The 26,247-nt window shown below is 65.3% G+C and carries 25 protein-coding genes and 1 tRNA gene; 7 read left to right on the top strand and 19 right to left on the bottom strand.

All coding sequences use genetic code 11. The features are described from left to right. Nucleotides 1-54 precede the first annotated feature (54 nt). From AC2FNZ_RS06825 to AC2FNZ_RS06850, 6 genes are all read right to left on the bottom strand, one after another. A complete protein-coding gene (locus tag AC2FNZ_RS06825) occupies nucleotides 55-852 on the bottom strand; it encodes a glycosyltransferase family 32 protein (RefSeq protein ID WP_496839996.1) in 798 nt (265 codons plus the stop codon). Nucleotides 853-980: 128 nt separating this feature from the next. Beyond that, nucleotides 981-2,282, bottom strand: a complete 1,302-nt coding sequence (gene hisD, locus AC2FNZ_RS06830) for a histidinol dehydrogenase (protein WP_496839998.1) — start codon at nucleotides 2,280-2,282, stop codon at nucleotides 981-983. A 58-nt stretch (nucleotides 2,283-2,340) separates the two neighbouring features. Further along, nucleotides 2,341-2,862, bottom strand: a complete 522-nt coding sequence (locus AC2FNZ_RS06835) for a GNAT family N-acetyltransferase (protein WP_496839999.1) — start codon at nucleotides 2,860-2,862, stop codon at nucleotides 2,341-2,343. A gap of 1 nt (nucleotide 2,863) precedes the next feature. Next, entirely contained in the window at nucleotides 2,864-3,340 is a 477-nt protein-coding gene (locus tag AC2FNZ_RS06840; protein WP_496840000.1) for a DUF2948 family protein, read from the bottom strand. Then, a complete protein-coding gene (gene murA, locus AC2FNZ_RS06845) occupies nucleotides 3,340-4,605 on the bottom strand; it encodes a UDP-N-acetylglucosamine 1-carboxyvinyltransferase (protein WP_170370935.1) in 1,266 nt (421 codons plus the stop codon). Before murA ends, AC2FNZ_RS06840 begins: the two co-directional genes overlap by 1 nt. A 6-nt stretch (nucleotides 4,606-4,611) precedes the next feature. Further along, nucleotides 4,612-4,767 (bottom strand): hypothetical protein, encoded by a 156-nt coding sequence (locus AC2FNZ_RS06850; RefSeq protein ID WP_170337448.1) that lies wholly within the window; start codon nucleotides 4,765-4,767, stop codon nucleotides 4,612-4,614. Nucleotides 4,768-4,850: 83 nt separating this feature from the next. Between AC2FNZ_RS06850 and AC2FNZ_RS06855 the strand changes: the two genes are divergently transcribed. Then, nucleotides 4,851-4,925, top strand: a tRNA-Thr gene (locus tag AC2FNZ_RS06855). Between the two features lie 279 nt (nucleotides 4,926-5,204). Here AC2FNZ_RS06855 and AC2FNZ_RS06860 read toward each other — a convergent pair. From AC2FNZ_RS06860 to AC2FNZ_RS06880, 5 genes are all read right to left on the bottom strand, one after another. Next, nucleotides 5,205-5,531 (bottom strand): MoaD/ThiS family protein, encoded by a 327-nt coding sequence (locus tag AC2FNZ_RS06860; RefSeq protein WP_496840001.1) that lies wholly within the window; start codon nucleotides 5,529-5,531, stop codon nucleotides 5,205-5,207. Further along, complete coding sequence (locus AC2FNZ_RS06865) at nucleotides 5,443-7,698, bottom strand: xanthine dehydrogenase family protein molybdopterin-binding subunit (RefSeq protein WP_496840002.1); 2,256 nt, start codon at nucleotides 7,696-7,698, stop codon at nucleotides 5,443-5,445. The genes AC2FNZ_RS06860 and AC2FNZ_RS06865 overlap by 89 nt, the downstream gene beginning before the upstream one ends. After that, on the bottom strand, nucleotides 7,698-8,177 hold the full coding sequence (locus AC2FNZ_RS06870) for a (2Fe-2S)-binding protein (RefSeq protein WP_496840003.1): 480 nt from the start codon (nucleotides 8,175-8,177) through the stop codon (nucleotides 7,698-7,700). Before AC2FNZ_RS06870 ends, AC2FNZ_RS06865 begins: the two co-directional genes overlap by 1 nt. After that, nucleotides 8,174-9,040 carry an FAD binding domain-containing protein gene (locus AC2FNZ_RS06875; protein ID WP_496840004.1) on the bottom strand — a complete coding sequence of 289 codons (867 nt, stop codon included), beginning with the start codon at nucleotides 9,038-9,040 and terminating at the stop codon, nucleotides 8,174-8,176. Before AC2FNZ_RS06875 ends, AC2FNZ_RS06870 begins: the two co-directional genes overlap by 4 nt. Nucleotides 9,041-9,166: 126 nt before the next feature. After that, entirely contained in the window at nucleotides 9,167-12,379 is a 3,213-nt protein-coding gene (locus tag AC2FNZ_RS06880; protein WP_496840005.1) for a reductive dehalogenase, read from the bottom strand. A gap of 75 nt (nucleotides 12,380-12,454) precedes the next feature. Here AC2FNZ_RS06880 and AC2FNZ_RS06885 point away from each other — a divergent pair, with 75 nt between their 5' ends. Further along, nucleotides 12,455-13,357, top strand: coding sequence for a LysR family transcriptional regulator (locus tag AC2FNZ_RS06885; RefSeq protein ID WP_496840006.1), 903 nt, complete (start codon nucleotides 12,455-12,457; stop codon nucleotides 13,355-13,357). Here the strand turns inward: AC2FNZ_RS06885 and AC2FNZ_RS06890 are convergent. Next, the gene (locus tag AC2FNZ_RS06890) at nucleotides 13,348-14,199 is read right to left on the bottom strand and encodes a LysR substrate-binding domain-containing protein (RefSeq protein WP_496840007.1); all 852 of its coding nucleotides are present in this window, start codon (nucleotides 14,197-14,199) and stop codon (nucleotides 13,348-13,350) included. The two genes, AC2FNZ_RS06885 and AC2FNZ_RS06890, sit on opposite strands and share 10 nt — an antisense overlap. Before the next feature lie 106 nt (nucleotides 14,200-14,305). Here AC2FNZ_RS06890 and AC2FNZ_RS06895 point away from each other — a divergent pair, with 106 nt between their 5' ends. Beyond that, entirely contained in the window at nucleotides 14,306-15,010 is a 705-nt protein-coding gene (locus AC2FNZ_RS06895) for an SDR family oxidoreductase (protein WP_093962871.1), read from the top strand. A 4-nt stretch (nucleotides 15,011-15,014) separates the two neighbouring features. Here the strand turns inward: AC2FNZ_RS06895 and AC2FNZ_RS06900 are convergent, their stop codons facing one another. From AC2FNZ_RS06900 to AC2FNZ_RS06915, 4 genes are read right to left on the bottom strand one after another with little or no spacing between them, the layout of a single operon-like run. Further along, the gene (locus AC2FNZ_RS06900; protein WP_170337687.1) at nucleotides 15,015-16,289 is read right to left on the bottom strand and encodes an NAD(P)/FAD-dependent oxidoreductase; all 1,275 of its coding nucleotides are present in this window, start codon (nucleotides 16,287-16,289) and stop codon (nucleotides 15,015-15,017) included. Between the two features lie 42 nt (nucleotides 16,290-16,331). Continuing rightward, nucleotides 16,332-17,366: an ACP S-malonyltransferase gene (locus tag AC2FNZ_RS06905; RefSeq protein ID WP_496840009.1), complete on the bottom strand. Its 1,035-nt coding sequence runs from the start codon at nucleotides 17,364-17,366 to the stop codon at nucleotides 16,332-16,334. Next, nucleotides 17,363-19,552 carry a dehydrogenase E1 component subunit alpha/beta gene (locus tag AC2FNZ_RS06910; protein WP_496840010.1) on the bottom strand — a complete coding sequence of 730 codons (2,190 nt, stop codon included), beginning with the start codon at nucleotides 19,550-19,552 and terminating at the stop codon, nucleotides 17,363-17,365. Before AC2FNZ_RS06910 ends, AC2FNZ_RS06905 begins: the two co-directional genes overlap by 4 nt. A gap of 18 nt (nucleotides 19,553-19,570) precedes the next feature. Then, nucleotides 19,571-20,737: a pyridoxal phosphate-dependent aminotransferase gene (locus tag AC2FNZ_RS06915; protein ID WP_496840011.1), complete on the bottom strand. Its 1,167-nt coding sequence runs from the start codon at nucleotides 20,735-20,737 to the stop codon at nucleotides 19,571-19,573. A 98-nt stretch (nucleotides 20,738-20,835) separates the two neighbouring features. Here AC2FNZ_RS06915 and AC2FNZ_RS06920 point away from each other — a divergent pair, with 98 nt between their 5' ends. Continuing rightward, complete coding sequence (locus AC2FNZ_RS06920; RefSeq protein ID WP_496840012.1) at nucleotides 20,836-21,720, top strand: LysR substrate-binding domain-containing protein; 885 nt, start codon at nucleotides 20,836-20,838, stop codon at nucleotides 21,718-21,720. 101 nt (nucleotides 21,721-21,821) lie between these two features. Here the strand turns inward: AC2FNZ_RS06920 and AC2FNZ_RS06925 are convergent, their stop codons facing one another. From AC2FNZ_RS06925 to AC2FNZ_RS06935, 3 genes are all read right to left on the bottom strand, one after another. Next, the gene (locus AC2FNZ_RS06925; protein ID WP_260063481.1) at nucleotides 21,822-22,979 is read right to left on the bottom strand and encodes an acyl-CoA dehydrogenase family protein; all 1,158 of its coding nucleotides are present in this window, start codon (nucleotides 22,977-22,979) and stop codon (nucleotides 21,822-21,824) included. A 108-nt stretch (nucleotides 22,980-23,087) separates the two neighbouring features. Next, nucleotides 23,088-23,879 carry a TIGR03084 family metal-binding protein gene (locus AC2FNZ_RS06930; RefSeq protein ID WP_496840013.1) on the bottom strand — a complete coding sequence of 264 codons (792 nt, stop codon included), beginning with the start codon at nucleotides 23,877-23,879 and terminating at the stop codon, nucleotides 23,088-23,090. A 49-nt stretch (nucleotides 23,880-23,928) separates the two neighbouring features. After that, nucleotides 23,929-24,492: a TetR/AcrR family transcriptional regulator gene (locus AC2FNZ_RS06935; RefSeq protein WP_496840014.1), complete on the bottom strand. Its 564-nt coding sequence runs from the start codon at nucleotides 24,490-24,492 to the stop codon at nucleotides 23,929-23,931. 305 nt (nucleotides 24,493-24,797) lie between these two features. Here AC2FNZ_RS06935 and AC2FNZ_RS06940 point away from each other — a divergent pair, with 305 nt between their 5' ends. From AC2FNZ_RS06940 to AC2FNZ_RS06950, 3 genes are read left to right on the top strand one after another with little or no spacing between them, the layout of a single operon-like run. Beyond that, entirely contained in the window at nucleotides 24,798-25,262 is a 465-nt protein-coding gene (locus tag AC2FNZ_RS06940) for a nuclear transport factor 2 family protein (protein WP_093962880.1), read from the top strand. A 13-nt stretch (nucleotides 25,263-25,275) separates the two neighbouring features. Continuing rightward, the gene (locus tag AC2FNZ_RS06945) at nucleotides 25,276-25,890 is read left to right on the top strand and encodes a pyridoxamine 5'-phosphate oxidase family protein (RefSeq protein ID WP_093962881.1); all 615 of its coding nucleotides are present in this window, start codon (nucleotides 25,276-25,278) and stop codon (nucleotides 25,888-25,890) included. 47 nt (nucleotides 25,891-25,937) lie between these two features. Next, entirely contained in the window at nucleotides 25,938-26,186 is a 249-nt protein-coding gene (locus AC2FNZ_RS06950; RefSeq protein WP_176432438.1) for a hypothetical protein, read from the top strand. The last annotated feature ends 61 nt before the right edge of the window (nucleotides 26,187-26,247 follow it).

Raw genomic sequence — 26,247 nt, forward strand, 5'->3', positions numbered from 1 at the left:
GACCTAGCGCACCTATGCCCGCGGGACAACGCGGGAAACGGGCTGGACGCAAGGTCAGATGGGGTGCTCGTTGGGGTCGATCCCGTGCTTTCGCAGCAAGGTGTCAACAAGCGAACCGGGATTGATATCGCGATCTTTGAAGATCCTGCGAAACCACGAGCCGTAGAAATGGATCGAGGTTTTGTCACGCCAGTTCAAGAAATCCAGCTTTGAAAGGTCAGGGTCGTTCCAAAGCGCACGATGTCGCGGCGGTATGGCGTAGACTTCGGTGCGCTCGACGGCCATTTGCCGTTCCGTCCCTTTGTAGACGAAATGATACAACATCGGCGGGCCCAGACTGAACAGTGGCAGGCTCCAATAGGTCGATCTGCCGTAGATTTTAAGATAGGCGCGCTGCTGCTCTTCGGGCCACCAGGGTGGAACCAGATCACTGTTAAATGCAAAGTCGCACATTTCGGCCAAGGCGGGGCTGTCGCTGGGAAAGGCCAGCACTCCATTCATCATGCGCCGGGTCTTCCGGTTTCCGAGCGGAAACAGGTACCCTTGTTCAGTTTGAAACGGCCGCAGGGCATAGGCATCCGCATCCACCCATATCTGATCGGTCTGCTGCAGCAGTTTCAAGCGGAACAGGTCCGCATGTACTGCGACCGACCGCGTGATCGGATCGCGATAGATTTCGGACGCGTCGAATACCTCTCGCGCATCGCGGGCCTCAACATAGCCCGGAATGTCCTGCAGATCGCCATAGTGGTAGACGATCGGCTTTTGGTCCAAGTCCGCAAAGGATTTCAGGCACAGATGCTCCAGAAAGCTGAAGCGCTCTCCGATCCAGAGGGTTGCGACACGTTCCAAATTCGGCTCCGGGTTTGTCCTAAGACGTCACCGGTTAAAACGCACGGGTCAGACGACCACCGCAAGTGGTTTTGCACGCGCCGCGGCAGTCGCAAGCCGGATGTGACCCCGCCGCCATGATGCCAAGGTCAACCGTTCAGCCGCTTGAGCCGCGCGCCCACGGATAGCCCGTGCGCCTCCAGGCTTTCCGACCGGGCCAATTGCTCGGCCGCCGGGCCGATGGCGCGCAGGGCCTCGGGCGTCATGTGGCTGAGCGTGGTGCGTTTGAGGAAATCCATCACGCTGAGCCCCGACGAAAACCGGGCCGAGCGTGCGGTGGGCAGCACGTGGTTCGGGCCACCGACATAGTCGCCGATGGCCTCGGGCGTGTACTGGCCCAGGAAAATGGCGCCGGCATGGATCGTCTTTTGGCTGAGCGCCACCGGATCGGCCACGCACAGTTCAAGGTGTTCGGGTGCGATGCGGTTCGACAGCGCGGCGGCTTCGTCCAGGTCGCGCACGGTTATAACCGCACCATAGTCGCGCCAGCTCGCCCCGGCGATCGCGCGTCGTTCGAGCGTCTCCAGCCGTTTTTCCACCGCCTCGGCCACCGCGCGGCCGAAACCGGCGTCGTCGGTGATCAGGATCGACTGGGCGCTTTCGTCGTGCTCGGCTTGGCTGAGCAGATCCAGCGCGATCCAGTCGGGGTCGTTGTCCTTGTCCGCGATCACCAGAATTTCGGAGGGGCCGGCGATCATGTCGATGCCCACCTTGCCGAACACCCGCCGTTTGGCCGCCGCGACAAAGGCGTTGCCCGGTCCGGTGATCTTGTCCACCGGCGCGATCGTGTCGGTGCCATAGGCCAGAGCGGCAATCGCCTGCGCGCCGCCAATGCGATAGATTTCGTCGACCCCCGACAGACGCGCGGCTAGCAGGACCAGCGGGTTGACCTGTCCGTGGGGTGTGGGCACCACGATGGCCAGCCGTTCGACCCCGGCCACCTTGGCCGGAATGGCATTCATCAACACCGAGGACGGGTAGGAGGCCAGCCCGCCGGGAACGTAAAGCCCCGCGGCAGAAACCGCCGACCAGCGCCAGCCCAGCGTGGCGCCCGACTCGTCGGTCCATTCCTGATCCTGCGGCATCTGCCGTTCGTGATAGGCGCGGATGCGCGCGGCGGCCAGTTCCAACGCCGTCCGGTCATCGTCGCTGACGGTTGCGATGGCCTGCGTCACCTCGTCGGCGCTAAAGGCCAGCGTGTCCGGCGTCAGCTGCAACCGGTCGAATTTCGCCGTAAGCTCGATCACCGCGGCATCGCCACGCGACCGCACATCGGCGATGATCTGCGCCACGACGGCGTCGACATCGGGGCTGTCTTCGCGTTTGGCGGACAGAAGAGCTTGGAAACCGGTTTCGAAATCGGCGGATGTCGTGTCGAGGAAAACGGGCATTTGCGTACTCCGGGGCGTTTGAACGGGTCTTATCGCCCGCCGGGGCGGGCCTCAACCCTCAGCCCGAGGGGTGCAACGATTTGCGCAGGGGGAATTGGGGAATGCCGTTCCACTCCGCGGGCTGCCCCGCCGTGACCCAACCGTTCCGGCGATAGAAGCCCAGCGCGGTCTTGGTTGACATCAAATGAACAGTCGTGGCCCCGGACAGGGCCAGTTCGGCCTCGAGCCGGGACAGCAACGCCGCACCGACCCGCTGCCCCGCGTGGCCCGGATCGACATAAAGCAGCGAAATCTCGGCCGGTGCGCGCAGCCCGCCGACGGCGACCACATGCCCGCTCCGCTCGGCCAGCCAGATCTGAGCGCCCGACGCGATCCAGTTGCGAACGGACTGCGGGTCCTTGTTGGCAGTCCACGCTGCGATCTTGTCTGGTTGATTTCCGTGGTCAGCTTCACACAGCCGGGTGATGGAGCGGACCAGAACCCGGCTCAACCCGAACACGTCGAACACGGTGGCCCGGCGCAGCGACACGCCGGCCTGCCCCGGAGACAGCGCCTGCGAAATACCACGCTTGTTCTGCATATCAGTCCGGGTGTCGAGGGGCCTTGCCCGAAGGCGCACGGTAGGGGCGGGTCACATCTTTGAGCGTTGCCTCAACCGCTTCCACCGTCAGTCGGATCGCGCCATCCCCGGCCAGAACAAGCAGCACCTCGCCCGTGCCGTCATCCGAAGGTTGGAACTCGATATCAAGAACCGACAGGATCAGGTCCTTGTCGGATCGATCAACCCCTTGGCTGGACACCGACAGGACCGAGTCGAATACCAGCAGCGACTGCACCCGCTCGAATTCCCGACCACGGCGCTCGGCCGCCTCCTTGTCCTCCCACCGGAACCGGTTGAGCAGCAAGGCAAAGCGGCGGCGGGCTGGTTGCCAGGTCATTTCGCTGACCGGAAAAACCGCATCCTGCGTCAGCGTTGCGATCACCTTGAGGTCCTCGACATCCAATGCGCCAAGGTTCAGCGGCGCCTCGCGCCCATCTTCGAATGTTGCGTCTGCCATCAGCCCTTGATCCGTTCGATTTTCGCGCCCACGCCTTCCAGCTTGCGGACCACATGCTCATATCCGCGGTCCAGATGATAGACCCGGCTGACGGTTGTTTCGCCCTCGGCCGCCAACCCGGCCAGGATCAGCGAGACCGAGGCCCGCAGATCGGTGGCCATCACCGGCGCGCCTTTCAGGCGCTCGACCCCGGTCACCGTCGCGGTGCCGCCATGCACCTCGATCTGCGCGCCCATGCGCACCAGTTCGGGGGCGTGCATGAAGCGGTTCTCGAAAATCCGCTCCTCCAACACCGAGGTTCCCTCGGCCGTGCACATCAGCGCCATCATCTGCGCCTGCAGGTCAGTGGGAAAGCCGGGGAATGGCTCGGTCACCACGTCCACGGCGCGCACCCGGCCATTCTTGCGAGAGACTTTCAGGCCCTGTTTCGTCTCGGCGACGTCCACCCCGGCGGCCGTCAGCTTCTCGACGAAGGATTCGACCAGTGACAAGCGGCCGCCCAGCAGTTCGACCTCACCGCCGCATATGGCGGGGGCCAGCATGTAGGTGCCCAGTTCGATCCGGTCGGTGACCACCTGGTGCGTAGCCCCGTGCAGGCGGTCGACACCCTGGATCTCGATCGTCGAGGTGCCCTCGCCCTCAATCTGCGCGCCCATGCTGCGCAGGCATTGAACCAGGTCCACGATCTCGGGCTCGCGTGCGGCGTTTTTCAGAACCGTGGTGCCCTTGGCCAGAGTCGCGGCCATGACGATGTTCTCGGTGGCACCCACCGAGGCAAAGCGCATTTCATGCACCGCCCCCTTCAATCCACCTGGCGCCTTGGCGTGCAGGTAGCCGTCCTTCAACTCGATTTCGGCACCCAGTGCTTCCAGCCCCTCGACATGCAGGTCCATCGGCCGCGCCCCGATCGCACAGCCGCCCGGCAGCGACACCACGGCCTGCCCGAAACGCGCCAAGAGCGGCCCCAGAACGAGGTTCGAGGCACGCATCTTGCGCACGATCTCGTAATCGGCGGTGTGGCTGGTCAGGTCATGGCTGGACATCGCCAGAACCTGGCCGTCCTGCAGGGCCGACACCTCGGCCCCCAGCGACTGCAGCAGCGCGGTCATGGTCTTTATGTCGCTCAGACGCGGCGCGTTGGTCAGCGTCAGCGGATCTTCGCTGAGCAACGTGGCCGGCATCAGCGTCAGACAGGCATTTTTGGCCCCCGCGATCGGAATTTGGCCGTGAAGCGGCCCATTGCCCGTTACCAGAATCGAATCCATCTGCTCTTAGTCCTTGTGTTGTCCCGGCCGGTCATCCTGTGCGCTGCGCGCCTTGGCCTGCGCCTTGCGCCGCGCCAGGTTTGCCTTGAGGGCAGCCTTGAGCCGATCTTCGCGCGCGGATCCGGATTGTCCGTGTTTTTTGGGTGATTTTTTCTCTGCCATGATCTTTCTCTACAGGAGGCGAAAAAAACCGTCCAGAGACCCTTGCGCCCCGTTTCGTTTGAGTCTAATCACCCGCCCACAGCGCTGCTGTAGCTCAGAGGTAGAGCACTCCCTTGGTAAGGGAGAGGTCGAGAGTTCAATTCTCTCCAGCAGCACCATCTTCCAATTATTTCCGGATTCCGTTGCACGACGCCCCACTATCTTGATCTTGGCAGCAACGACTTACCCAACGTCAACCAGACTTGGCCGGAAATCACACACATCTGCCACCTTCCCGCAATACTAATGCCAATATTGCAATACATAGCGGATCAATCCTGCCGATCCGTTTGATGGTGTTTTTTTAACGAGGGGGTACTTCGGTAGGATCAGGGGTGAGGCCGAAGCGCTGAATTCAAGACCGGGGCTTCCGGTCCTCCCCCGCCGATTTCACGAGGCTACCCGCCCCGCAACCTCTGCATCAGATAGACTTCGGCACCGTCGGGAATAGGTTCGGACAGACCCGCTGCAATGATACGGCCATTGACGGCAATGGACACGCCCGCGTCGATCGGCGCCTGCAATTGCGGATGAAGGCGCACCAGTTCGCGCAGCAGCTCGCCGGTTGTCTCGGCCTGAACCTCGACCACTTCCCGCCCCCCAGTCAGAGACCGGAGGCCAGACCAGAGATGGACCTCAACCATTGCCCTTGAGCGCGGCCAGAATGCGCGGCGGCGACATCGGCAGTTGCCGCATCCGCACGCCCGCCGCGTTCGAAACCGCATTCGCGATGGCCGCCAGCGGTGGCACGATGCCGGTTTCACCCACGCCACGCACGCCGAACGGATGGCCCGGATTGGGCACTTCGACGATCACCGTGTCGATCATCGGCAGGTCGCTGGCCACCGGAATACGGTAGTCGAGGAACACCGGATTCTGCAGCCGGCCATTCTCGCCATAGATGTACTCCTCGTTCAGCGCCCAGCCGATGCCCTGCGCCGCGCCGCCCTGGAACTGGCCCTCGACATAGGCGGGGTGGATCGCCTTGCCCGCGTCCTGGATGACCGTGTAGCGGGTGATCGAGGTCTTGCCGGTTTCGGGATCGACCTCGGCATCGACGATATGGGTGCCGAAGGACACGCCTGCGCCTTCGGGGGTCGCCTCGAAATGGCCTGAGATCGGGCCGCCGGTGCGCCCCATGTCGGCGGTGATCTCGGCCAGCGGCAGCGGGTCGAAATCGCCTGCGTTGGGGCCGGATGGCACCGCGCAGCCGTTTTCCCATTTCACCGCGTCCACCGGGATGCCCCATTTGGCCGCCGCGCGTTCGCACAGTTTCTCGACCGCGTGCTGCGCCGCCTTGATCGTGGCCAGACCGCTGGCATAGGTCACGCGCGAGCCGTGGCTGACGTCGTTGTAACCCAGCGTGGCGGTGTCGGCGATGGTCACGCGGATGTTCTCGTACGGAATGCCTAGCACCTCGGCCGCCATCAGCGCCATCGACGCGCGTGAGCCGCCGATATCGGGCGTGCCGACCATCAGCTGCGCCGAGCCGTCCTCGGACAGGGCCAGCGACACCGACGTCTCGCCCCCGTGGTTGAACCAGAACCCGCAGGCGATGCCCCGTCCCTGCCCCTGCTTCAGCGGCGCGGAATAATGCGGGTGGGCTTTGGCGGCTTCGAGCGTCTCGACCAGGCCGATCCGGTCATAGGTGGGGCCATAGCTGGCCTTGGTGCCCTCGTGCGCGGCGTTCTTCAGGCGCACATCGACCGGGTCGAGGCCCAGTTTCTTGCACAGCTCGTCGATGACGGACTCCACCGCAAACGCCCCCATCGGAGCGCCGGGCGCGCGATAGGCGGCCTGTTTCGGGCGGTTGGACATGACGTCATAGCCCACCTGCCGCACATTGGTCAGGTTGTAGGGCGCAAAGGCGCACATCGCGGTCATGTCGCCCGGCGCACCCGGAAAGGCACCGCCTTGCAAGCGGAAGACGCCTTGGGCGGCGGTGATGGTGCCGTCTTTCTTCATGCCGATCTTGACGTCCATCGAGGCCGAGGCCGTCGGCCCCGTAGCCCGCAGAACCTCGGACCGGGACATCACGATCTTGACCGGACGGTTGGCCTTGCGCGACAGCGCCAGCGCCACTGGTTCGATGAACACGGTGGTCTTGCCGCCGAACCCGCCGCCGATTTCCGATGCGGTCACGCGCAGCTGCGCGGTTTCGATCCCCAGCAGCGCGGCGCAGGTCTTCTGCACGATCCAGTGGCCCTGGGTGCAGCACCACAGCTCGCCCTTGCCGTCAGCGCCCAGCGAGGCAAGGCAGGCGTGCGGTTCGATATAGCCTTGGTGCGTGGCCTCGGTGACGAAGTGATCCTCGATCACCAGATCGGCCTCGGCAAAGCCCGCCTCGACATCGCCGTGGCCGCTTTCGTGATAGCGCACCACGTTGGGGTGCATGCCCTCGGGCACCGAATAATCGGCCGCGCCCTCGCGGATCACCGGTGCGTCGGGCGCCATCGCCTTGTCCACGTCGGTGACATGGGGCAGCACCTCGTATTCGACCTCGATCAGCTTGAGCGCATCCCGCGCCGCCAGCGCCGAACTGGCCGCAACCGCCGCCACCGCATGCCCGTCATAGAGCGCCTTTTCCCCGGCCATGACGTTTTCCAGAACGTTCCAGAACTCGCCCTCGAGCCCCGGCTTGAACGGGACATCGGCGAAATCGGCGCGGGTGACCACGGCTTTCACGTCCCGATGCGCCTCGGCCTTCGAGGTGTCGATCCGGACGATCCGCGCATGGGCGTGGGGCGAGCGCAGGATGGCGCCGAACAGCATGCCCGGCGCGGTCACGTCGGCTCCGAACCGGGCGCGGCCGGTGACTTTGTCCAAACCGTCGGGACGATTCGGGCGGGTACCCACGAAGGTGAAATGCGACTTGCGATCGTCGAGTGCCATTACGAAGCCTCCCGCAGCTCGGCGGCCGTCTCCAGAACGGCGCGGATGATCTTGTCATAGCCTGTGCAGCGGCACAGGTTGCCGGCCAGCCAATAGCGGGCCTCTTCCTCAGTCGGGTCGGGGTTCTTTTCCAGCAGCGCCTTGGCGGCGACCAGAACGCCCGGAGTGCAGACCCCGCATTGCAGCGCGGCATGTTCGATGAACTTGCGCTGCAGCGGGTGCAGGGTTTCGCCTTGGGCCATGCCTTCGATGGTTTCGATGTGCTTGCCCTCGGCCTCGACCCCCAGCACCAGGCAGGAACAGACCAACCGCCCGTCCAGCGTGACCGAGCAGGCCCCGCAATCGCCGGTGCCGCAGCCCTCCTTGGCGCCGGTCAGGTTCAACTTGTCGCGCAGACAGTCCAGTAGGGTTTCGCGCGCGTCGCACAGGTATTCGACCGTGTCGCCGTTGACGGTGGTGGTGACGTGATGCTTGGTCATGCGGTCTCTCCCTTGGCGCGGGCATAGGCGATTTTCGCGGCGCGTTTTGCCAGAACGCCGGCCACTTCGGTGCGGAATTCGATCGTGCCGCGTTTGTCGTCGATGGGTTTGCAGGCGGCCGAGGCGGCGGCGACCAGTGCCGCCAACGCGGCATCGTCCAGCGTGGTGCCGATCAGCGCCCGGGCGCAGTCTTCGACCAGCAGGACGGTGGGCGCCACGGCCCCCAGCGCAACGCGGGCCTCGGTGATCGTGTCACCATCGACGCGCAGGTTTACGCCCACGCCGACCACGGCGATGTCCATCTCGGTGCGCGGAATGAAGCGCAGATACGCGTCGCCGCCATTCGCGCCCCGCGCCGGGATGTGCAGAGCCGAGATCAGCTCGCCCTGTGCCAGAGAGGTCTTGCCGGGGCCGGTCGGGATGTCCTCGACCGCCACGACCCGATCACCGTTCGGGCCGGTCACCGTCGCCGTAACCCCTGCGGCCACCATGGCCGGAACCGAGTCGGCTGCGGGCGAGCCGTTGCACAAGTTGCCCGTCAGCGTGGCACGGCCCTGAACCTGAGTCGAGCCGATCAGGTCCATAGCCTCGACCACACCGGGCCACTCGCGGCCCAGATCGGGGTGTTCGCTCATCTCGGCGCCGGTGACGGCCACGCCCAGCGTCCAGCTGCCGTCGGCGTGGCGGGTGATGTCGCGCACCCCATCGATCGCCTTGATGTCGATCAGGGTGTCGGGGGTCACGATCTCGGACCGCAGCTGCACCAGAACGTCGGTGCCGCCGGCCAGAAACCGCGTGATGCCCGTTGCATGGGCAGCCAGATCCGAAGCTTCGGCAAAGCTGGCGGGGCGGTGATATTGCATGATTGTACCTCGCGCCTGTTGGTCAGGGTTCACTGGGTTTGGGGCGACGTTAGAGCAGCCTCGCGGCGGCGTCCATGGCCCGCGCGACCTATTTTTTCACCTGAAAATGTCGCTTTCCAACCGAGGTCAGAGGTCGATCTCGACCACCCCGCCCGGCTCGGCCGCACGGCTCTGGCAAAGAATCAGCGCCGATTCCCGCTGCTTGCGCGACAGGACGAAATCGCGATGCTCGACCTCGCCCGCGATCAGCCCGCATTTGCACACGCCGCAGATGCCGTCGGCGCATTTCACGTCGACATGGATGCCGCCCTCGTTCAGCACCTGCGCCGCGTCCTTGTCGGCGGGCACCTCAAGGTCACGCCCCGAGCGCGCCAGCCGCAGGGTGAACGGGTGGTTTTCATAGTCGGGCTGCTCGGGTACCGAGAAATACTCCAGATGCCGGGCCTCCTCTGGCCAACCCTGACGTTCGGCGGCCTGCATCACCGCCTCCATGTATCGGTCCGGGCCGCAAGTATAGACATGCCAGCCGTCGCTATAACCCGCCAGGATTGTGTCCAGATCGGCGCGGGTGCCCTCGTCCGAGACATGCAGATGCACGCGGTCCGCCCAGGGCGCGGCGGCCAGATCGGCCAGATACCCGGCCTTTTCCCGTGAGGGGACGGAATAATGCAGGTCGAAATCGCGCCCCAGCGCGTGCAGGCGATGGGCGAAGGCGATCATCGGGGTGATGCCAATACCACCGCCCATCAGCAGGGTGCGGGTGGCGGTCTCGTCCAGTTCGAAATGGTTGATCGGCTTTGACACGAACACCTTGCGGCCCGGCGTGAAGATCCGGTGCAGCAGGGCCGAACCGCCGCGGCCCTGATCCTCGCGCAGTACCCCGATCTGATAAGTCATGCGTTCGGCTGGGTCACCGGACATCGAGTATTGCCGCAGGAATTCCGGCGCCACCAGCACATCCAGATGCGCGCCCGCCGTCCAATCCGGCAACGGTGCACCGTCCGGGGTGGAAAACTCGTACTTGGTGACATCCGCCGTCATCTTCTCGACCTTCGACAGCACCAGCTGCATCACCGGCGCATCGCCCGAGATCGTGTAGCGGTGGATGACCGACACATCGCCCGCGGCCAGACGGGCCTTGTATTCGTCGGCGGTGACCATCGCCTGGTAGGCGGCGATCCCCGCCTCGCGGTCCATTGCAAAGGGATAGGGCCAAGGGTGCGGGGCCAGTGGAGCCGGATAGACGGCCAGCGTCTGATCCTCGTATTTCAAGTCCAGATCCTTTTGCAGGCCGCGCCGGTTCAGCGGGTGCGTGGTCGGCCGATAGGCGCCGTCGGGCTGCAGCTCCAGATCCCACCACCATTTCTTGGTGTCGTTCAGCCCGCCATTGCCCACCGCATCGTCCAGCCGTGCCAGCGCGGGTGCAGCGGCGGGGATGGTCATCGCGGCCCAGCGGAAGGGGCGTTCGGCGAAGATGCCTTCGAGGTTCCACGGGCAGGTCTTCATGCAGCGCCCGCACATCGCGCCGCCGGGCGTGGTGATCCGGTAGGTGGCGCATTTCTGGCTGTCGGATTTCCAGATCTCGTAGCCGTTGAACATCAGCTTGGGCCCGGCGGTGATCGCTCCCGAGGGGCATTCGCGGGCGCATTTGTTGCAGCTCTCGCAGAACCGCTGCAGGCCAAAGTCGATGGGCTTGTCATGCGCCATCGGCATGTCGGTGGTCACCACGCCCGATTTCAGGCGCGGGCCGAGGAACGGGTTCAGAATGACCTCGCCGATGCGGCTGACCTCGCCCAGCCCCGACAAGAGCAGAAGCGGCGGCTGCAGCACCTCGCCATCCATCACCGTGTGCGCCTTGGCCTTGTAGCCCAGATTGCGGATCTGCCGGGCCAGCACCCCGCCCAGCAGCGAGAACCGCAGATAGGCGCGCATCGACTGGGCGACGCTGATCCAGTCATCGCCGGAAGCGCCCTCCATCGTTTCATAACCTTGGTCGATGATCATGCTGATCGCCTGATCGTGGGGCGGCACGATTTCCTCGCCGGTGGCGTCGTGGGAATACCACGCCCATTCGGGGCAGCGGCTGAGGCCCACGGCATCAACGCCCAGGAAATAGCTGGCCGCCTTCAGGTTGGCGGCGTTGCGATCTGCGTCCTTGGGTTTGGGGCCATGGGCGCTGTCGCCGTCCTGCAGCAGGACGAACGCCCCCAGCGCGCGCCGTTGCGCAAAGCTGGGCGCCGATTTTCGGACGTAGTGCCCGCCCTTGGCCGCGTCCTGCAGCGGTTTGCCCATGTCGCCGAACTGCGCCCGCGCGAACATGTCGGCGCGTTTGGGCACGCGGGCCACGTTCGTCTCGTCGATATAGGTGGTCGGGCTGTCCACGCGTTTGAGCGTCTCGAAAGGGTGCGCGCCATCGACATAGCGGCGGCGGGCGAAAGGGTCGCGGTTCAGCGCGCTTTTGGCAAAGCCCGCGCCCAGCCACCACGCGGGGCCTTGGGTTCGGAACCACGGCTGCCGGTCGCGCGGGGCCAGTGGGCGATCATGGGCGATTTCCATCTCGGTGGTCACGGCGGCCAAGCCGAACCGACGCCCCAGCCAAGGGGCCACGGCGGTGCCATCCTCGGCCCAGACCAACCCGGCCGCGGCGGCAAGGCGCGGCAGGTCCACGTCCGAGGACATCACCGAATGCGCCCGCGCGTCATACCCCAAAAGACGGATGTAGTTGGCGATCACCACCGCGTTTTCGGTGGCCAGCAGACAGGCGCGGTGGTCCTGCGCATCCAGGATCCACTCAGCGCCCGGCTCGGACGGATCGGGGTCGCGGTGATGTTCGTACAGGAACACGATGGCATGGCGGTGGGCGGTGATCGGCCCCGGTTGGGCTGCCACGCTGTCGCGCAGATCGGCCATGATCACGTCGATCCCCGAGGCCAGGGTCTTCGTCTGCCGGGTCTGCAGCGCATGGGCCAGACGGTCGATATCGGGGTTGCGCCGGGGCTGGTCCAGCAGCGCCTGCGGCGGCAGAGGCCCGCAGCCCATCATCGAGGCATCGTTGAAATAGCCGAACGCCTTCAGGTGATTGGCGCGCTCAACCGGATCGCGGGGCATCTCGGCCCGGGCCGGATTGACGAAGCCATCGCGGATGGTATCCAGCATCGCCTGAAACTCGCCCATCGCGTTGACGATGCTGTGGGGCTGCTCGGGACGGTCGAAACTCAGCACCGGCATCGTGTCCAGCGCAGACAGATCGGGCAGCACATCCTGCCGCCGCAGCCGTTCCAACGGACAAGGCCCCATGTGAACGGGTCGGTTCTTGTCCGAGAAAAAGCGGATCCCCATTGCGTGCCTCCTGTTGCCAAGCTTCCCCTAGCGCGGCATGAACAGCAATGCCATTCATGGCGGGTCATAGACGGTATGAAGAAAATCGATTTCACGGATCTGGACGGCAAGGTCCTGCGCACCTTCCTGACGATCCTCGAGGAAAACTCGGTGTCCAAGGCCGCCGACAGGCTGGGTGTCACGCAATCGGCCATCAGCCACACGTTGGCCAAGCTGCGGCAGGTGCTGGGCGATCCGCTGTTCGTGCGGTCCGGCCAGGGGCTGCGCGCAACAGAGCGGGCGCTGGCGCTGAAAGACCCGGTTCAGAGGGTGCTGGACGGGATGCGCGCCCTGACCGACGAGCGGCCCTTTGACCCGCTGTCCGAAGAGATCACCGTCCAGATCGCCACCAACGACATGCCGCGCGAGCTGATCTTTCCGCAGTTGCTGCGCGCAGCACGGGCCGATGGGGTGCGGCTGCGGCTGGGGTTCATGCCCTCGGGTGTGCCCGACCCTGAACTGCTGCGCAGCGACCGGTGCCAGCTGATGCTGACCCCGCTGCCGCCGGACGGTCCCGACATCTTTCAAAAGCTGCTGGTGAGCAGCCCCCTGATGGTGTTCTACGACGCCGAACGGCGCGACCCGCCCGCCGACTGGGCCGCCTATTGCGCCTCGGACCATGTCGAGGTGCGGTTTCCCGATGGGCGCAACGCGCGGGCGGTGATGCGCGGCGTGGATCAAAGCCAGATCCGCCCGCCCACCGTGACCCTGCCGCATTTCAACGCGATCCCGGCCTTCGTGAAGGGCAGCGACCTGATCTCGACCGACACGGCGCTGATGAAACAAGGGCCTTTGGCGGCGCTGGACTGCGCGCCCCTGCCCTTCGACTGTCAGCCGGTGTCGATCTACATGGTCTGGCACCAGCGGTTCGCCAACGATCCCGCCCATCGCTGGCTGCGGGGCCAAATCGCGGCGATTGCCGCCACGCTTCAGGACTGAGCCCGCAGCCACTCGCACATCAGCACCACCAGATCCGGCTGCCGCGGTTTGCGCGGGGTGACGATATGGAACCCCAGATCGTCCAGCAGCACCTGCGCCAGCGGTTGCACCAACCGTCCCGCCGTCAGCTCGGCCGCGACCAGTGGCGCATTGGCCAGCGCAAAGCCCTGCCCGGCTACGGCGGCGTCGATGGCCAGGCTGGTCTGGCTGAAATTCATCATCCTCGGGCGCCCCTGAACGCCGGCGCGTTCCAGAAACAGGGGCCACAGGCCGTGTGAGTCGCTGAGCAGTACATGCGCCAGCAGGTCTTGCGCCGATGTCAGCTGCGCGGCCAGGTCGGGGCTGCCGACCACGACGAATTCGGTGGGGAACAGCGGCTCGGCCACCAGACCGTCGCCAAACGGCGCGCGGCCCTGCCGCACCGCGATATCCACCCCGTCCGTTTGGAAATCAGCCAGCCGCTCGCGCGCATCGACCTGCACCGAGACATCCGGGTGGCGCGCGGTGAAATCGCCCAGCCGCGGCACCAGCCATTTCGAGGCAAAGCTGGGCGTGACCGACAAGGTGATCTGACGCTGGTCGGACAGGTCTTCGACCGCCTCTTCGATCAGTCGGAAAGCGCGGCGAAGGGGCGCGTGGAATCGCCGTCCGGCCTCGGTCAGCCGCAGGCCGCGCGGCAGGCGGTCGAACAACGGGGTGCCCAGCCGCGCCTCGAGGCCCCGAACCTGCTGGGCAACCGCCCCTTGGGTGACACCCAGTTCCTGCGCCGCCAGCCTGAAGTTCAGGTGACGGGCTGACGCCTCGAAGGCGCGCAGTGCGTTCAGCGGGGGAAGGGCAGCCATAGAGTCCACACAGTAGATTTTCTACACTCTTAAGGCAGAAGAACTGATTGGTCAAACGGCCTGCCACACTTCATCTTGGCGACAGATTGAAACGGAGAACAAAAAGATGACGGAAAAAGTGGCTCTGATCACCGCCGGCGGCAGCGGCATGGGTGCGGATGCGGCGCGGCGGCTGGCGGCGGACGGGTTCAAGGTGGGCATCCTGTCCTCGTCCGGCAAGGGCGAGGCGCTGGCAGCCGAGCTGGGCGGCGTGGGCGTGACCGGCTCGAACCAGTCGACTGACGACCTGCAGAGGCTGGTGGATGCGGCGATGGCCCATTGGGGGCGGATCGACGTGCTGGTGAACTCGGCCGGGCATGGCCCGCGCGCGCCGGTGCTGGAGCTGACCGACGAAGACTGGCATCAGGGGATGGACGTCTATTTCCTGAACGCGGTGCGCCCCACAAGGCTGGTGACGCCGATCATGCAGGCGCAGGGCGGCGGGGCGATCATCAACATCTCGACCTTCGCGGCGTTTGAGCCGGACCCGGTATTTCCGACCTCGGGCGTGTTCCGGGCCGGGCTGGCGGCGTTCACCAAGCTGTTCGCCGACAAATATGCCGCCGAGAATATCCGCATGAACAACGTCCTGCCCGGCTTCATCGACAGCCTGCCTGAGAAAGAAGAGTTCAAGGCCAAGATCCCCATGGGCCGCTATGGGCGCAGCTATGACGAGATCGCCTCAGTCATATCGCTGCTGGCCTCCGAGGGCGGCGGTTACATCACCGGGCAGAACATCCGGGTGGATGGCGGGATCACCCGCTCGGTCTGACCGGTCAGACCCTTGCCTTGACCAGATGCGTCAGCGCCGCGCCGGTTTCAAAGAAGGCGCGGCGCAAGCCTGTCCAGCTTTCGTGATGGGCGGTCACCGGTTGCAATGGCAGGCGGGCGGGGTCGCCCGTCAGCAGGCTGTCGGCCATCATGCGGCCGAAGACAGTGCCCGGCCCGATGCCGCGCCCGGAATAGCCATGCGTCGACAAGGCGTTCGGCCCGATCTGAACCAGTTTCGGGATGTGGTCCGAGGTCATGGCAATGCGCCCGTGCCAGCCGTCTTTCAGCGGCCGTTCGGCCAGCGGGGGAAAGATCTGCGCCAGTTTCCGCGTGATCCAGCCGCGATGGGCAAAGCTGCCCACGTGTCCCAGATCACCCATCGCCCCGATCACCAGCCGCCCGGCCTGATCCATGCGGAACGAGGTCATGATCAGCCCGGTATCCCAGCACCCCTCGCCCCCCGGCAGCAGGGTGGCGCGGATGTCCTCGGGCAGTGGGTCGGTGGCGTATTGGAAGTAGTAGACCGGCACATAATCCTGACGGGTGTCGGGCAGTCCTGCATGATAGGCGTTGGTGGCCTGGATCAGTGCCTTGGCCCGCACCAAGCCTTGCGGCGTCTCCAGATGCCATAGCTCGCCATCGTGGCGCAGGGTCTGCACCGGGCTGTTGGCGTGGATCGCCGCCCCGGCCTGCCGCGCTGCGCGGGCGAGGCCTTGCACATAGGCCAGCGGCTGGATCGTCCCGGCGCGCGGGTCGAAAATAGCGCCGTGAAAGGCCTCGCTGCCAGTGCGGCGGGCGGCTTCCTGCGCGGACAGCAGCTCGACCGGCGCGCCGTCGGATGACAGTTGTTGGTGGCGGGCCTGCAGGTCGCGCAGACCTTTTGGCGAATGGGCTAGGTGCAGGGTTCCGGCCTGCACCGGCTCGCAGTCGATGGCGTGGTCACGGATCAGGCGGAACACCTCGGCCGGGGCCTGCGCCAGCAGGGCGATCAACCGATCGCCCGCCTCGCGGCCCAGATGGGCGCGGATCTCGGCCGGGGGCAGCCACAGCCCGGCATTGGCCAGCCCGACATTGCGGCCCGACCCGCCATGGCCGATCTGGTGCGCCTCGAGCAGACAGACCGAGGCCCCCGCCTGCGCCGCGTGCAGTGCCGCCGAGCAACCCGTGTAGCCGCCGCCGATCACCGCAAGGTCCACCGTGACGGACCCGGTCAGGGGCGGGGCGTCCACCCGCTCGCGGCTGGTTCTGGTCCACAGGCTGATTTCCGGGTCGGTGGTCATGGGCGGGATGTCCTTGAATGCGCGCGCAGATTTCCCGAGGGCTCAGCCGATGGCAAGAGGTCTTTGATCCTCGCGCCCCAGCGCGATCAGGAACGGGTTCTGGGCTTGCAGGGCCTGAAAGCTCTCCTTGTCGGACATGCCGCGCCAGTTGGCCAGCACCAGCGACTGCGCCACCGCGCCGCCCAGCGTCGCGCCGGGGCCGGTGACGAAGAACAGGTCGGGTGCGAATTCGCGGGCCGCTGTCTGCACCGCGCGGGTGAAATCGTAGGGCTCGGTCACCTGATGGCCCAGCGTGTAATCCCACAGCGCGCCCGTGTCGGTTGCCCCCGGCCACCAGATCTTGCCGCGCCCGTCGATCATCGGCAGGTCGGGTTGGGTGAACAGCGTGGCGGGCAGTTGGCGGCGGCCCTCCTGCGCCACGGGGGCCTGCAGGCGCGTGTGAAAGGCCGCATGATTGGCCAGTCGCATCGGGAACCGCTCTTGCACCACGGGCTGCGCGGCTTCGAAGGCCCTCAGCCCGGCCTCGTTGCCCGCCAGCACCAACATCCCGCCCAGATCGATCGACAGGGCGAGGTCATGCTCCGGCAGGGCATTGATGCGCGCCACCTCGGCCAAAAGCTCGGCCTTTCGGGCCGAGTCGTCGCGCCAGTCGTCGCCGGTGAAGGGATAGACCAGCTGCCCGCCGATCAGGTGGGTCTGCATCAGCGTGCCCATGATGTTTACCACCCGGAACCCGTTTTCGGGCGACAGCGCCCCCGCGGCGGCCAGCGCGATATACCAGCCCATCGAATTGCCGGTGACAGCCACCACCTCGATATCCTCGGCCAGCGCCTGCGCATCAGCCAGCGATGCGGCGTAGATCAGGGGCGAGGCCACGTCGCCACGGGAATACTTGCTGACCGAGAATCGCGACGCGCCGTCCAGCGCGGTCACCGTCTCTTGGTCCGTTTCGGCGCGGATCGCGTCGAACTCGCGGAACAGCTCCATACGGCCCGCGTGGTGGCGGTGCAGGTAGCCCAACTCGGACTTGTTGTAGGTGCCCCGGCCGGGGCAAATCACGACGGCGGTGCGGCTCATTTCTTGGCTCCGGTCAGGGTAAGGGCGGCGGTCACGATCCCCTCGCGCGAGGGCAACGGCGCGGCATAGGCGGGGCCGGTGGCGATAAAGCAATCCTCGGCCACCACGCGGGCGGTGGGCAGGTCGGTTTGCTCGGCAAAGAGCGTCATCAGCGCCTCGGACTGGCTGCCGGTGCGGCGGCATTCATCGACGATCAGGACGTGCTTGCAGCCCCTGGTGGCCTCCAACAGGGCCTGTTCCGGCAGCGGCGCCAGCCAGCGCATGTCAATGATGCGGGTGTTGAGCCCGGCACCCTGCAGCTCGGGCAGGGCCTGTTTCGACAGGTAGTGCCCGTTGCCGTAGGTCACGATCGCCAGATCGGTGCCGTCTCCATGCACGCCCACCTCGCCCAGCGCGATGCGTTCGCCGGGCGCGGGATAGCGGGTCATCCACGCGCCGTCCTGCCCGTCGTGCAGGTCGCGCATCGGATAGAGCGCGATGGGTTCGAGGAACACCACCACCCGCTGCTCCTCGCGCGCAAGGCGCACGCATTCGCGTAGCATCCGCGCCGCATCCGCCCCGGTCGAGGGGCAGGCGATGATGACGCCCGGAATGTCGCGCAGCACGGCCAACGAGTTGTCGTTGTGGAAATGCCCGCCAAAGCCCTTTTGGTATCCCAGCCCGGCGATCCGCACGACCATCGGGTTTGTGAATTGTCCGTTCGAGAAGAAGGGAAGCGTGGCGGCCTCGCCCCGGATCTGGTCCTCGGCATTGTGCAGATAGGCGAGGAACTGGATCTCGGGGATCGGGACGAAGCCGTTGTGGGCCATGCCGATGGCAAGCCCAAGAATGGACTGTTCGTCAAGCAGCGTGTCGATCACCCGGTCGGGGCCGAAGCGCTGTTGCAGCTTCTGGGTCACGCCATAGACGCCACCCTTGCGGCCCACATCCTCGCCCATGCAGACGATCTCGCCATGTTCCAGCATCAGGTCGGTCAGGGCCCAGTTGATCAGCCGGGCCATCGGCTGCGGGTCGTCCATCGCGCGCAGGTCGCTGCCGAAAGCTGCGGCGCGGGCCTCGGCGCTGGGGCCGTTGGTGGGCTTGCAGGGGCGCTTGGGCGGGATCAGGCTGGCCGCGACCTCGGCGGCGGTGGTCAGATGCGGACGGGTGGCGGCCTGCGCCGCGATGCGGTCGGTGCGGGCGCAGGTCTGTTCATAGATCTTCATCGCCTGACCGGGCGACAGCGCCCCGGCCTGATCCAGCAGGCGCACCGAATGCAGCAGCGGATCATTGGCCTCGTCGGCCTCGACCTCGGCGCGGCTGAGATAGGTGGTCGGCACATCCGCCCCGGCATGACCATACAGGCGCACGGTTTTCAGGTGCAGGAAGGCCGGTTTGCGCCGGGTGCGGACATAGTCGGCCGCCTGCTGCGCCACCGCGAAGGTCTCGAAGATGTCCAGCCCGTTGGCCTGAAAATACTTGATGCCCGGTCGATGCTCCATCGAGGCCTGAATCCAGCCCTTGGGCGTCTTGACCGAGATGCCGATGCCGTTGTCCTCGCACACGAACAAGAGCGGCAGCGGGATCGACTGCACGCTGGTCCAGCCTGCGGTGTTGATCGCCCCCTGCGCGGTAGAGTGGTTGGCCGAGGCATCCCCGAATGAACACATGGCGATGCCGTCCTCGGGCAATTGCCGGTGTTCGGGGTCATGCCGCCGCGCCGCGCCCAGGCTGTAGGCCGCGCCCACCGCCTTGGGCAGGTGGCTGGCGATGGTCGAGGTCTGCGGCGGGATCATCAGCGCCTTGGACCCCAGCACCTTGTGCCGCCCGCCCGAGGTCGAGTCCTCTTTGGAACACGCGAAACTCAGCAGCATGTCCCAGGCGATCTGCTGACCGGGCACCTGCTCGGCGCGTGCGATCTGAAAGGCGGCGTCGCGATAGTGCAGAAAGGCGATGTCGGTCGGCCGCAGGGCATGGGCCACGGCGGCCATCCCCTCGTGCCCCGAGGATCCGATGGTGTAGAACCCCTGCCCCGCCTTCTGCATCGCCCGGCTGGTGCGATCCAGCGCGCGGCTGAGCACCTGCGAGCGGAACAGCGACGCCGCCTCGGGCGCAGTCAGGCCCGGGCGCGGCGGCGCGCCCTTGGGCAGGTCGCGATTGGCGACGCGGGTCAGGAAGTTTTCGTGAACGATCTGGGCGCGATCCATCTGGGTTCCCCGGTCAGGTCAAAGTTTGGCCGTAGCGTCGGTAATCCGGCGCAGGCCTTGGGTCAGGCTATCGGTGTCATAGGCAAAGGAAAGCCGAAAATGCCCCGGCATGCCAAAGGCCCGCCCCGGCACCACCGCGACGCCCGCGTGATCCAGCAGGTGGCGGCAGAACTCGGGGTCCGAGGGCATCGCAGCAGGCGTCCGCGGGAAGACGTAAAAGGCCCCGTCGGGCACCGCGCAGTCCAATCCGGCGGCATTCAGGCTTGCCACCACCAGATCGCGGCGCGCGCGCATGGCCTCGCGGCGTTCGGTCAGCAGGTCCTGCGGGCCGGTCAGCGCGGCCAGCGCCGCCGCCTGCGCGATGGAGCAGGCGCCTGAGGTGATCTGCCCCTGCACCGCCACCATCGCCTTGATCAGCGGCGCGGGGCCGATCCCCCAGCCGATGCGCCAGCCGGTCATCGAATAGGCCTTGGACACGCCGTTCACCGTCAGCGTGCGGTCTGCCAGCGCCGGAACCGCCTGAACGAAGGGTGTGAAAGGCACATAGGCAAGGTGCTGATAGATCTCGTCCGAGATCACCCAGACCTGCGGGTGCTGCTCCAGCACGTCGCCCAACGCTCGCAATTCGCTTTCGGTGTAAACCGCCCCGGTCGGGTTCGAGGGCGTGTTCAGCAGCAGCCAGCGGGTGCGCGGGCTGATCGCGGCATCGAGCTGTTCGGGGGTCAGCTTGAAACCCTGTTCACGCGGGCAGTCCAGCACCACCGGAGTGCCGCCCGCCAGTTTCACCATGTCGGCATAGCTGGTCCAGAAGGGCGCGGTGGTGATGACCTCATCGCCCGAATCGAGCGTCGCGAGGCACGCGCCGGCCAGCACCTGCTTAGCCCCGGTCGAGACGATGACCTGCGCGGACTCGACCCCGGCCTGTTCCGCGATGGCGGCACGCAAGGCCGGGGTTCCGGCGGTGGCGGGGTATCGGGTCTGGCCGTCCAGCGCCGCCCTGTGCGCGGCCTCGACCACATTCGGCGGGGTCGGAAAGTCGGGCTCGCCGGTGCTGAGCGCGATCACGTCCACGCCCTGCGCCCGCAGCTGCGCGGCCCGTTCCGAGATCTGGACGATCTCGGACAATTCGATCCCGTCGAGACGGCCCGCCCTCCGAAATCCGCTCAAACTGTTCTGAATGGTCATAATCGCCCCGCTGCACTTTTCTACGGCTGCGCCTTTTTGCTATTGGATTGGAGGATCCACCAGTGATATTCCCTCCACAAGCCATGAGGAAAAATCATATGCTGGCGCCGCGTCGATTTCTGCCGTCTATTTCTTCCCTGTTGGCGCTCGAAGCCGTCGACCGCCTAGGCAGCGCTTCAGCAGCTGCCGATGAACTCTCGCTGACCCAAAGCGCGGTCAGTCGCCAGTTGAAGGCCGTCGAAGAACAGCTGGGCGTCGCGCTGATCCAGCGCGACCAAATGCGCCTGCAACTCACACCCGCTGGCAAGGAATACGTGGAAACCGCCCGAACAGCGCTGCAGCAACTGGCGCAGGCCTCACTGAAGCTGAAGGCCAACCCCTCTGGCGGTTCTTTGCAACTGTCGATCCTGCCCGCGTTCGGCATGCACTGGCTGGCGCCGCGCCTGCAGGATTTCGCGCAGCGCCACCCCGAAGTGACGATGAACCTGAGCACACGGCTCAAGCCTTTCGACTTCGGCACCGAACCCTTCGACGCAGCCATCCATTTCGGCCAGCGAGACTGGACCGGGGTGAACTATCTGCCGATCATGCGCGAAGAGGTTCTGCCGGTCTGCGCGCCAGCCCTGCTGCCAGCCAAAACCCCGAAGGTTGAATGGCTGGTCGACGCACCACTGCTGCATCTGGATACCAGACCTGATGCGTGGGAACGCTGGTTCGCCGCGCAAGGCACCCCAATCGAGGGCGTCCGAGGCATGCTGTTCGACCAGTTCTCGACCATGATCCAGGCCACGATCCATGGGCTGGGCGTTGCACTGCTGCCCAGCTATCTCATCTCAGCCGAGCTCGAGGCCGGCCGGTTGGTTCCGGCCTGCGCAGCTCCGCCGGTCAGTCTGGGCGACTACTATCTTGTATGGCCGCAAAATCGCACGGAACCGGCTCCGCTTGTCTCGTTTCGCGCATGGCTGCAGAGGCAGCTGACTTAGCTGATCCGGCACCGCCGCGTCCGAGCATAGCTCAGGTGCGGCCGGGCCCAACCGGAGGAGGCGGCCCGCAAGGGCCGTTGACGATGGGCGGGAGCGACCGGTCAGACGTCGATCGAGCGGGCGATGAGTTCCTTCATTACCTCGTTGGTGCCGCCATAGATCATCTGCACCCGCGCATCCGCATAAAGTCGCGCGATCGGGTATTCCATCATGAAGCCATAGCCGCCGAACAGCTGCAGGCATTCGTGCATGATCTCGTTCTGCACCTCGGAGCCCCAGTATTTCACCATCGAGGCGGTGGCCGCATCCAGCTGCCCGGCCTCCAGCTTGGCGATGCAGTCATTGACGAAGCTGCGCAGCACTTCGGCCTTGGTCTTGCATTCCGCCAGCTTGAAGCGGGTGTTCTGGAAGTCCATCACCCGTTGGCCGAACGCCTTGCGCTCTTGAGTGTATTTGACCGTTTCAGCGATGGCGAAGTCGATCGCGCCCAGCGCCATGATGCCGATGGTCAGACGTTCCCACGGCAGTTGCTTCATCAGCTGATAGAAGCCCTGCCCCTCCTCGGAGCCTAGCAGGTTGGTCATCGGCACCTTGACGTCCTCGAAGAACAGCTCGGCCGTGTCATTGGCCTTCATGCCCAACTTCTTGAGGTTGCGCCCCCGGCGGAAGCCCTCGGCCCCCTCGGTCTCGACCGCGATCAGCGACACGCCCTTGGAACCCAGCGACTTGTCGGTCTTGGCGGCCACGATGATCAGGTCGGCGGTCTGGCCGTTGGTGATGAAGATCTTGGACCCGTTCATCCGGTACGAATTGCCATCCTTCTCGGCGGTGGTGCGGATCGCCTGAACGTCCGAGCCTGTGCCCGGTTCGGTCATGGCCAGCGCGCCGACCATCTCGCCCGAGGCCAGCTTGGGCAGCCATTTCTTCTTTTGGTCCTCGCTGCCATAGGCGGTGATGTAATGGATTACGATCGACTGGATGCCATAGCCCCAGCCCGCATCCCCCCGCGAGGTCTGCTCATAGATCGTGACCGCATCAAAACCCATACCGCCGCCGACACCGCCGAATTCCTCGGGGATGGCCCCGGCCATCAGCCCGGTTTCCCCGGCCTTCCGCCAGAAGTCGCGATCGACGACGCCCTGCTCGGCCCAGGCTTCGATGTTGGGCACAAGTTCATCATCCATGAACCGCCCGGCCATTTCGGCAAACATGCGGTGTTCGTCAGTGACCCAGGAAGCGGTCGAGGTAAAAAGCGACATGATTGGTTCTCCGGAATTCTGTTGGCGAAAAAGGTAGCTTTCGCCGCCGATTCCGCCAATCCGGGTGACGCCGCGTCGGTTTGCGCTGCTACGCAACGTCCTTTGGCGTCAATGCCCTACGCGGTGCCGGGCGCCGGGCGGCGGCGGCGTTTCCAGGGCGCCTGCGAAACACTGGGCGATGGCCATCCACTCCCGCGCGACCGGCCCTTGCGCCGACAGGCCGGTGTCCGCCACGTTTCGGGTCTGGGTCACCACGCGCGCGAAATCGACGGCCAGTCCTTCGATCAGGTCGGCACCGGGCGCGCCGAATTCCCACAGCTCCCCCGAGGGCGCGGTCAGGCGCAGATGAGGTGCCACCGGTGGCACCGGGCGGCCATGTACCGTGAAGGTCCAGCCAAAGGTGTTCACCCCCAGCACGACGATGTTGCGGATCCGGTCGGTCTCGGGCCGGATCAGGCCAAGAATGTCGAATACCTCCTGTCCATGCGCCCAGGTCTCCATCTGCCGGGCGGTCATCGAGGACCGCACCGACATGTCCGGCCCCACCCATTTGACCCGCGCCTTGGGGTCCAGCCCCAACCAGTCGCGACCCATTCGGCTGCATAGATCAGACCATACGGCGCGCAGTTCATGTCCACGCTCGGTGATTGCAGCGTTTTCCGTCGTACGGAACCCGTCGGCCTGAATACGCGGCATCACCTGCTGCACCCTTGCGTCGAACGCATCCGGGTCACGCCGTGACAGGTCGGCCATCTGGTTCCAGAAATGCAGGTGCACCAACACATCGTCGATCGTCCAGTCTTTGAACTGGGTCACGATTTGCCAATCCGCGGCACCCAGCCCCTTCAGAGCGTCATCAAGAACCTGACATTCTTCCAGAAAATCCGAAGCCTGCTGCATACGCCCCCCCCTTTTTCCTGTTTCGGGGACTAAAGCGGGTTTTCATGGGTCAAGCCAGCGCGTTTTGCAGCAAGACGGCAGCCGCCTCTTTGGCGTCGCGCGCGGGATCGCTGTTGCGGAGCAGCACGGCGGTGACGATCGCGCCCTCTTTCAACAGCAGCAGCTGGCAGGCCAGCTTGTCCGGGTCCCGCGCGCCGGCCTTGCGACACAGGTCGGTGAAATACTCCAGCAGCAGGCGCTTGTGCTCGCCTGCCTGCACATGGATCGGGTGGTCGGGGTCTTGGTACTCGGCCCCGGCCTTGATGAACATGCAGCCGCGAAAGTTATCCTCGCGGAACCATTCGCCCAGCGCATCGAACGCGGCCAGCAGTTGATCGGCGGGGGTGTCGGCCAGTTCCTCGATCCGGCGCACGAACCAGTTGCGGAAATTCTCGTCCCGCAGGCGCAGCACCGCCAGGATCAGCTCTTCCTTGGTGCGGAAATGCTTGTACATCGAGGTCTTGGAGACGCCGGTTTCGACCACCAGCCGGTCCATTCCGGTGGCGTGAAACCCGTCGCGGTAAAACACCTGCAGCGCCTTGCGGACCAGCTCATCCCGTTTGTTCGGACGCATGATTCGGCTCCTTTGCGTACAGATCAGTACATAATTCCTTTTCCGTTCAGGTGCAATTCACACCGCTGAAGCCGCTGTTATTAGGTCTTTTTCTCTATACCACCGGCCATATCGAAAAACTTTTTTTGACCCAAGGGTTGAAAGTGGTGACCGATCTGTACACCTTATCAGCGCAGTTTACTGATCTGTACACCCAAAGGATTTGACCGATGCGACGCCGCGCCAGCCCATTTCCCGCAAGCTATGTTCCCTTCCTTCTGACCGTGGCCCTTCTGGCCGCCACCCTCGCCTGAAAGCCCCCCATCATGCCGCGCCCTCCTCTGCCCCCGTTCACGACGCAGACCGCCATCGAAAAGGTCCGCAAGGCCGAAGACGCCTGGAACAGCCGCGACCCCGACATCGTGACCCCGGCCTATACCGAGGACAGCCAGTGGCGGAACCGGTCCGAGTTCCTGACCGGCCACGCCGAGATCCACGCCTTTCTGACCCGCAAATGGCGCACCGAGATGGACTATCGCCTGATCAAGGAGCTGTGGGCCTGTGACGGGAACCGCATCGCGGTGCGCTATGCCTATGAATGGCACGACGACAGCGGGCAGTGGTTCCGCTCCTACGGCAACGAGAACTGGGAGTTCGCCGCCGATGGCCGGATGGCCCAGCGACATACGTCCTTGAACGATCTGCCGATCACCGACGCCCAGCGCCTGTTTCACTGGCCCCTGGGGCCGCGGCCCGCCGACCATCCCGGCCTGTCCGATCTGAACCTGTGAAAGGAGGCACCCCATGCCACGCGCCTTTTCCGAACTGACCTTCACCCCCGCTGTCCGCGCGCATCAAGAGCGGATGGGGTCCGCCGCCTCCTACGCCAAGATCATCGACGGCGGCCCGCAGCAGGGCCACCTGATCGGCCCCGCCGAGCAGGCCTTCATCGAGAGGCGCGACGGGTTCTATCAATCCACCGTGTCCGAGACCGGCTGGCCCTATGTGCAGTATCGCGGCGGCCCGGCCGGGTTTCTGAAGGTGCTGGACGACCGGACCATCGGCTATGCCGATTTCCCGGGCAACAAGCAGTATATCTCGCGCGGGAACCTGGACGGTAATGACCGGATCGCGCTGATCCTGATGGACTATGCCAACCAGCGCAGGCTCAAGATCCTGGGCCGTGTGGACTTTCGCGAAGGCGCCGAGGCCGCGCGCGATCTGTTTCCCGATGGGGCCGAGGCGGAACGCGCGGCGATCATCCATGTCGCGGCGCTGGACTGGAACTGCCCGCGCCACATCACTCCGCGCTTCACCGAGGCCGAGCTGCGCCCCCATCTGAACGAGCTTGGCCGCCAACTGGCCCAGCTGCAGGCCGAGAACGACCAACTGAAGCAGGCTCTGGCCCGAAAGGCCTGAGGCAACCCCAAGACCCCGAAACCGTCAGCAATAGGAGTATCAATGCCATGCTACGCGCGATTACCAACACACTTGCAACCCTGACCGCCGGATCGGTCTTTGCCGTCTCGGTCGTGACCGTCGGCTTCTACCTCTCGCCCGAGGCCGTGCGCGCCGCCGAGCCTGACCCATTCCAGACCCAGTTCCGCGCGCAGGCCATCGAAGCGATGCAGAGCGCTTATCGCGAATTTACCGCCTACGCAGAATCCAAGGCGCAACCAAAGCCCGAGTCGTTACCCAAGCTGTCGACAAACTGACAATTGAGGGCCGAGATTTTGAAACCCTGCGCGTCTCGGGAACCCCCGCGCCATCGACTGA

This window comes from Ruegeria sp. SAZA006 (assembly GCF_059613465.1).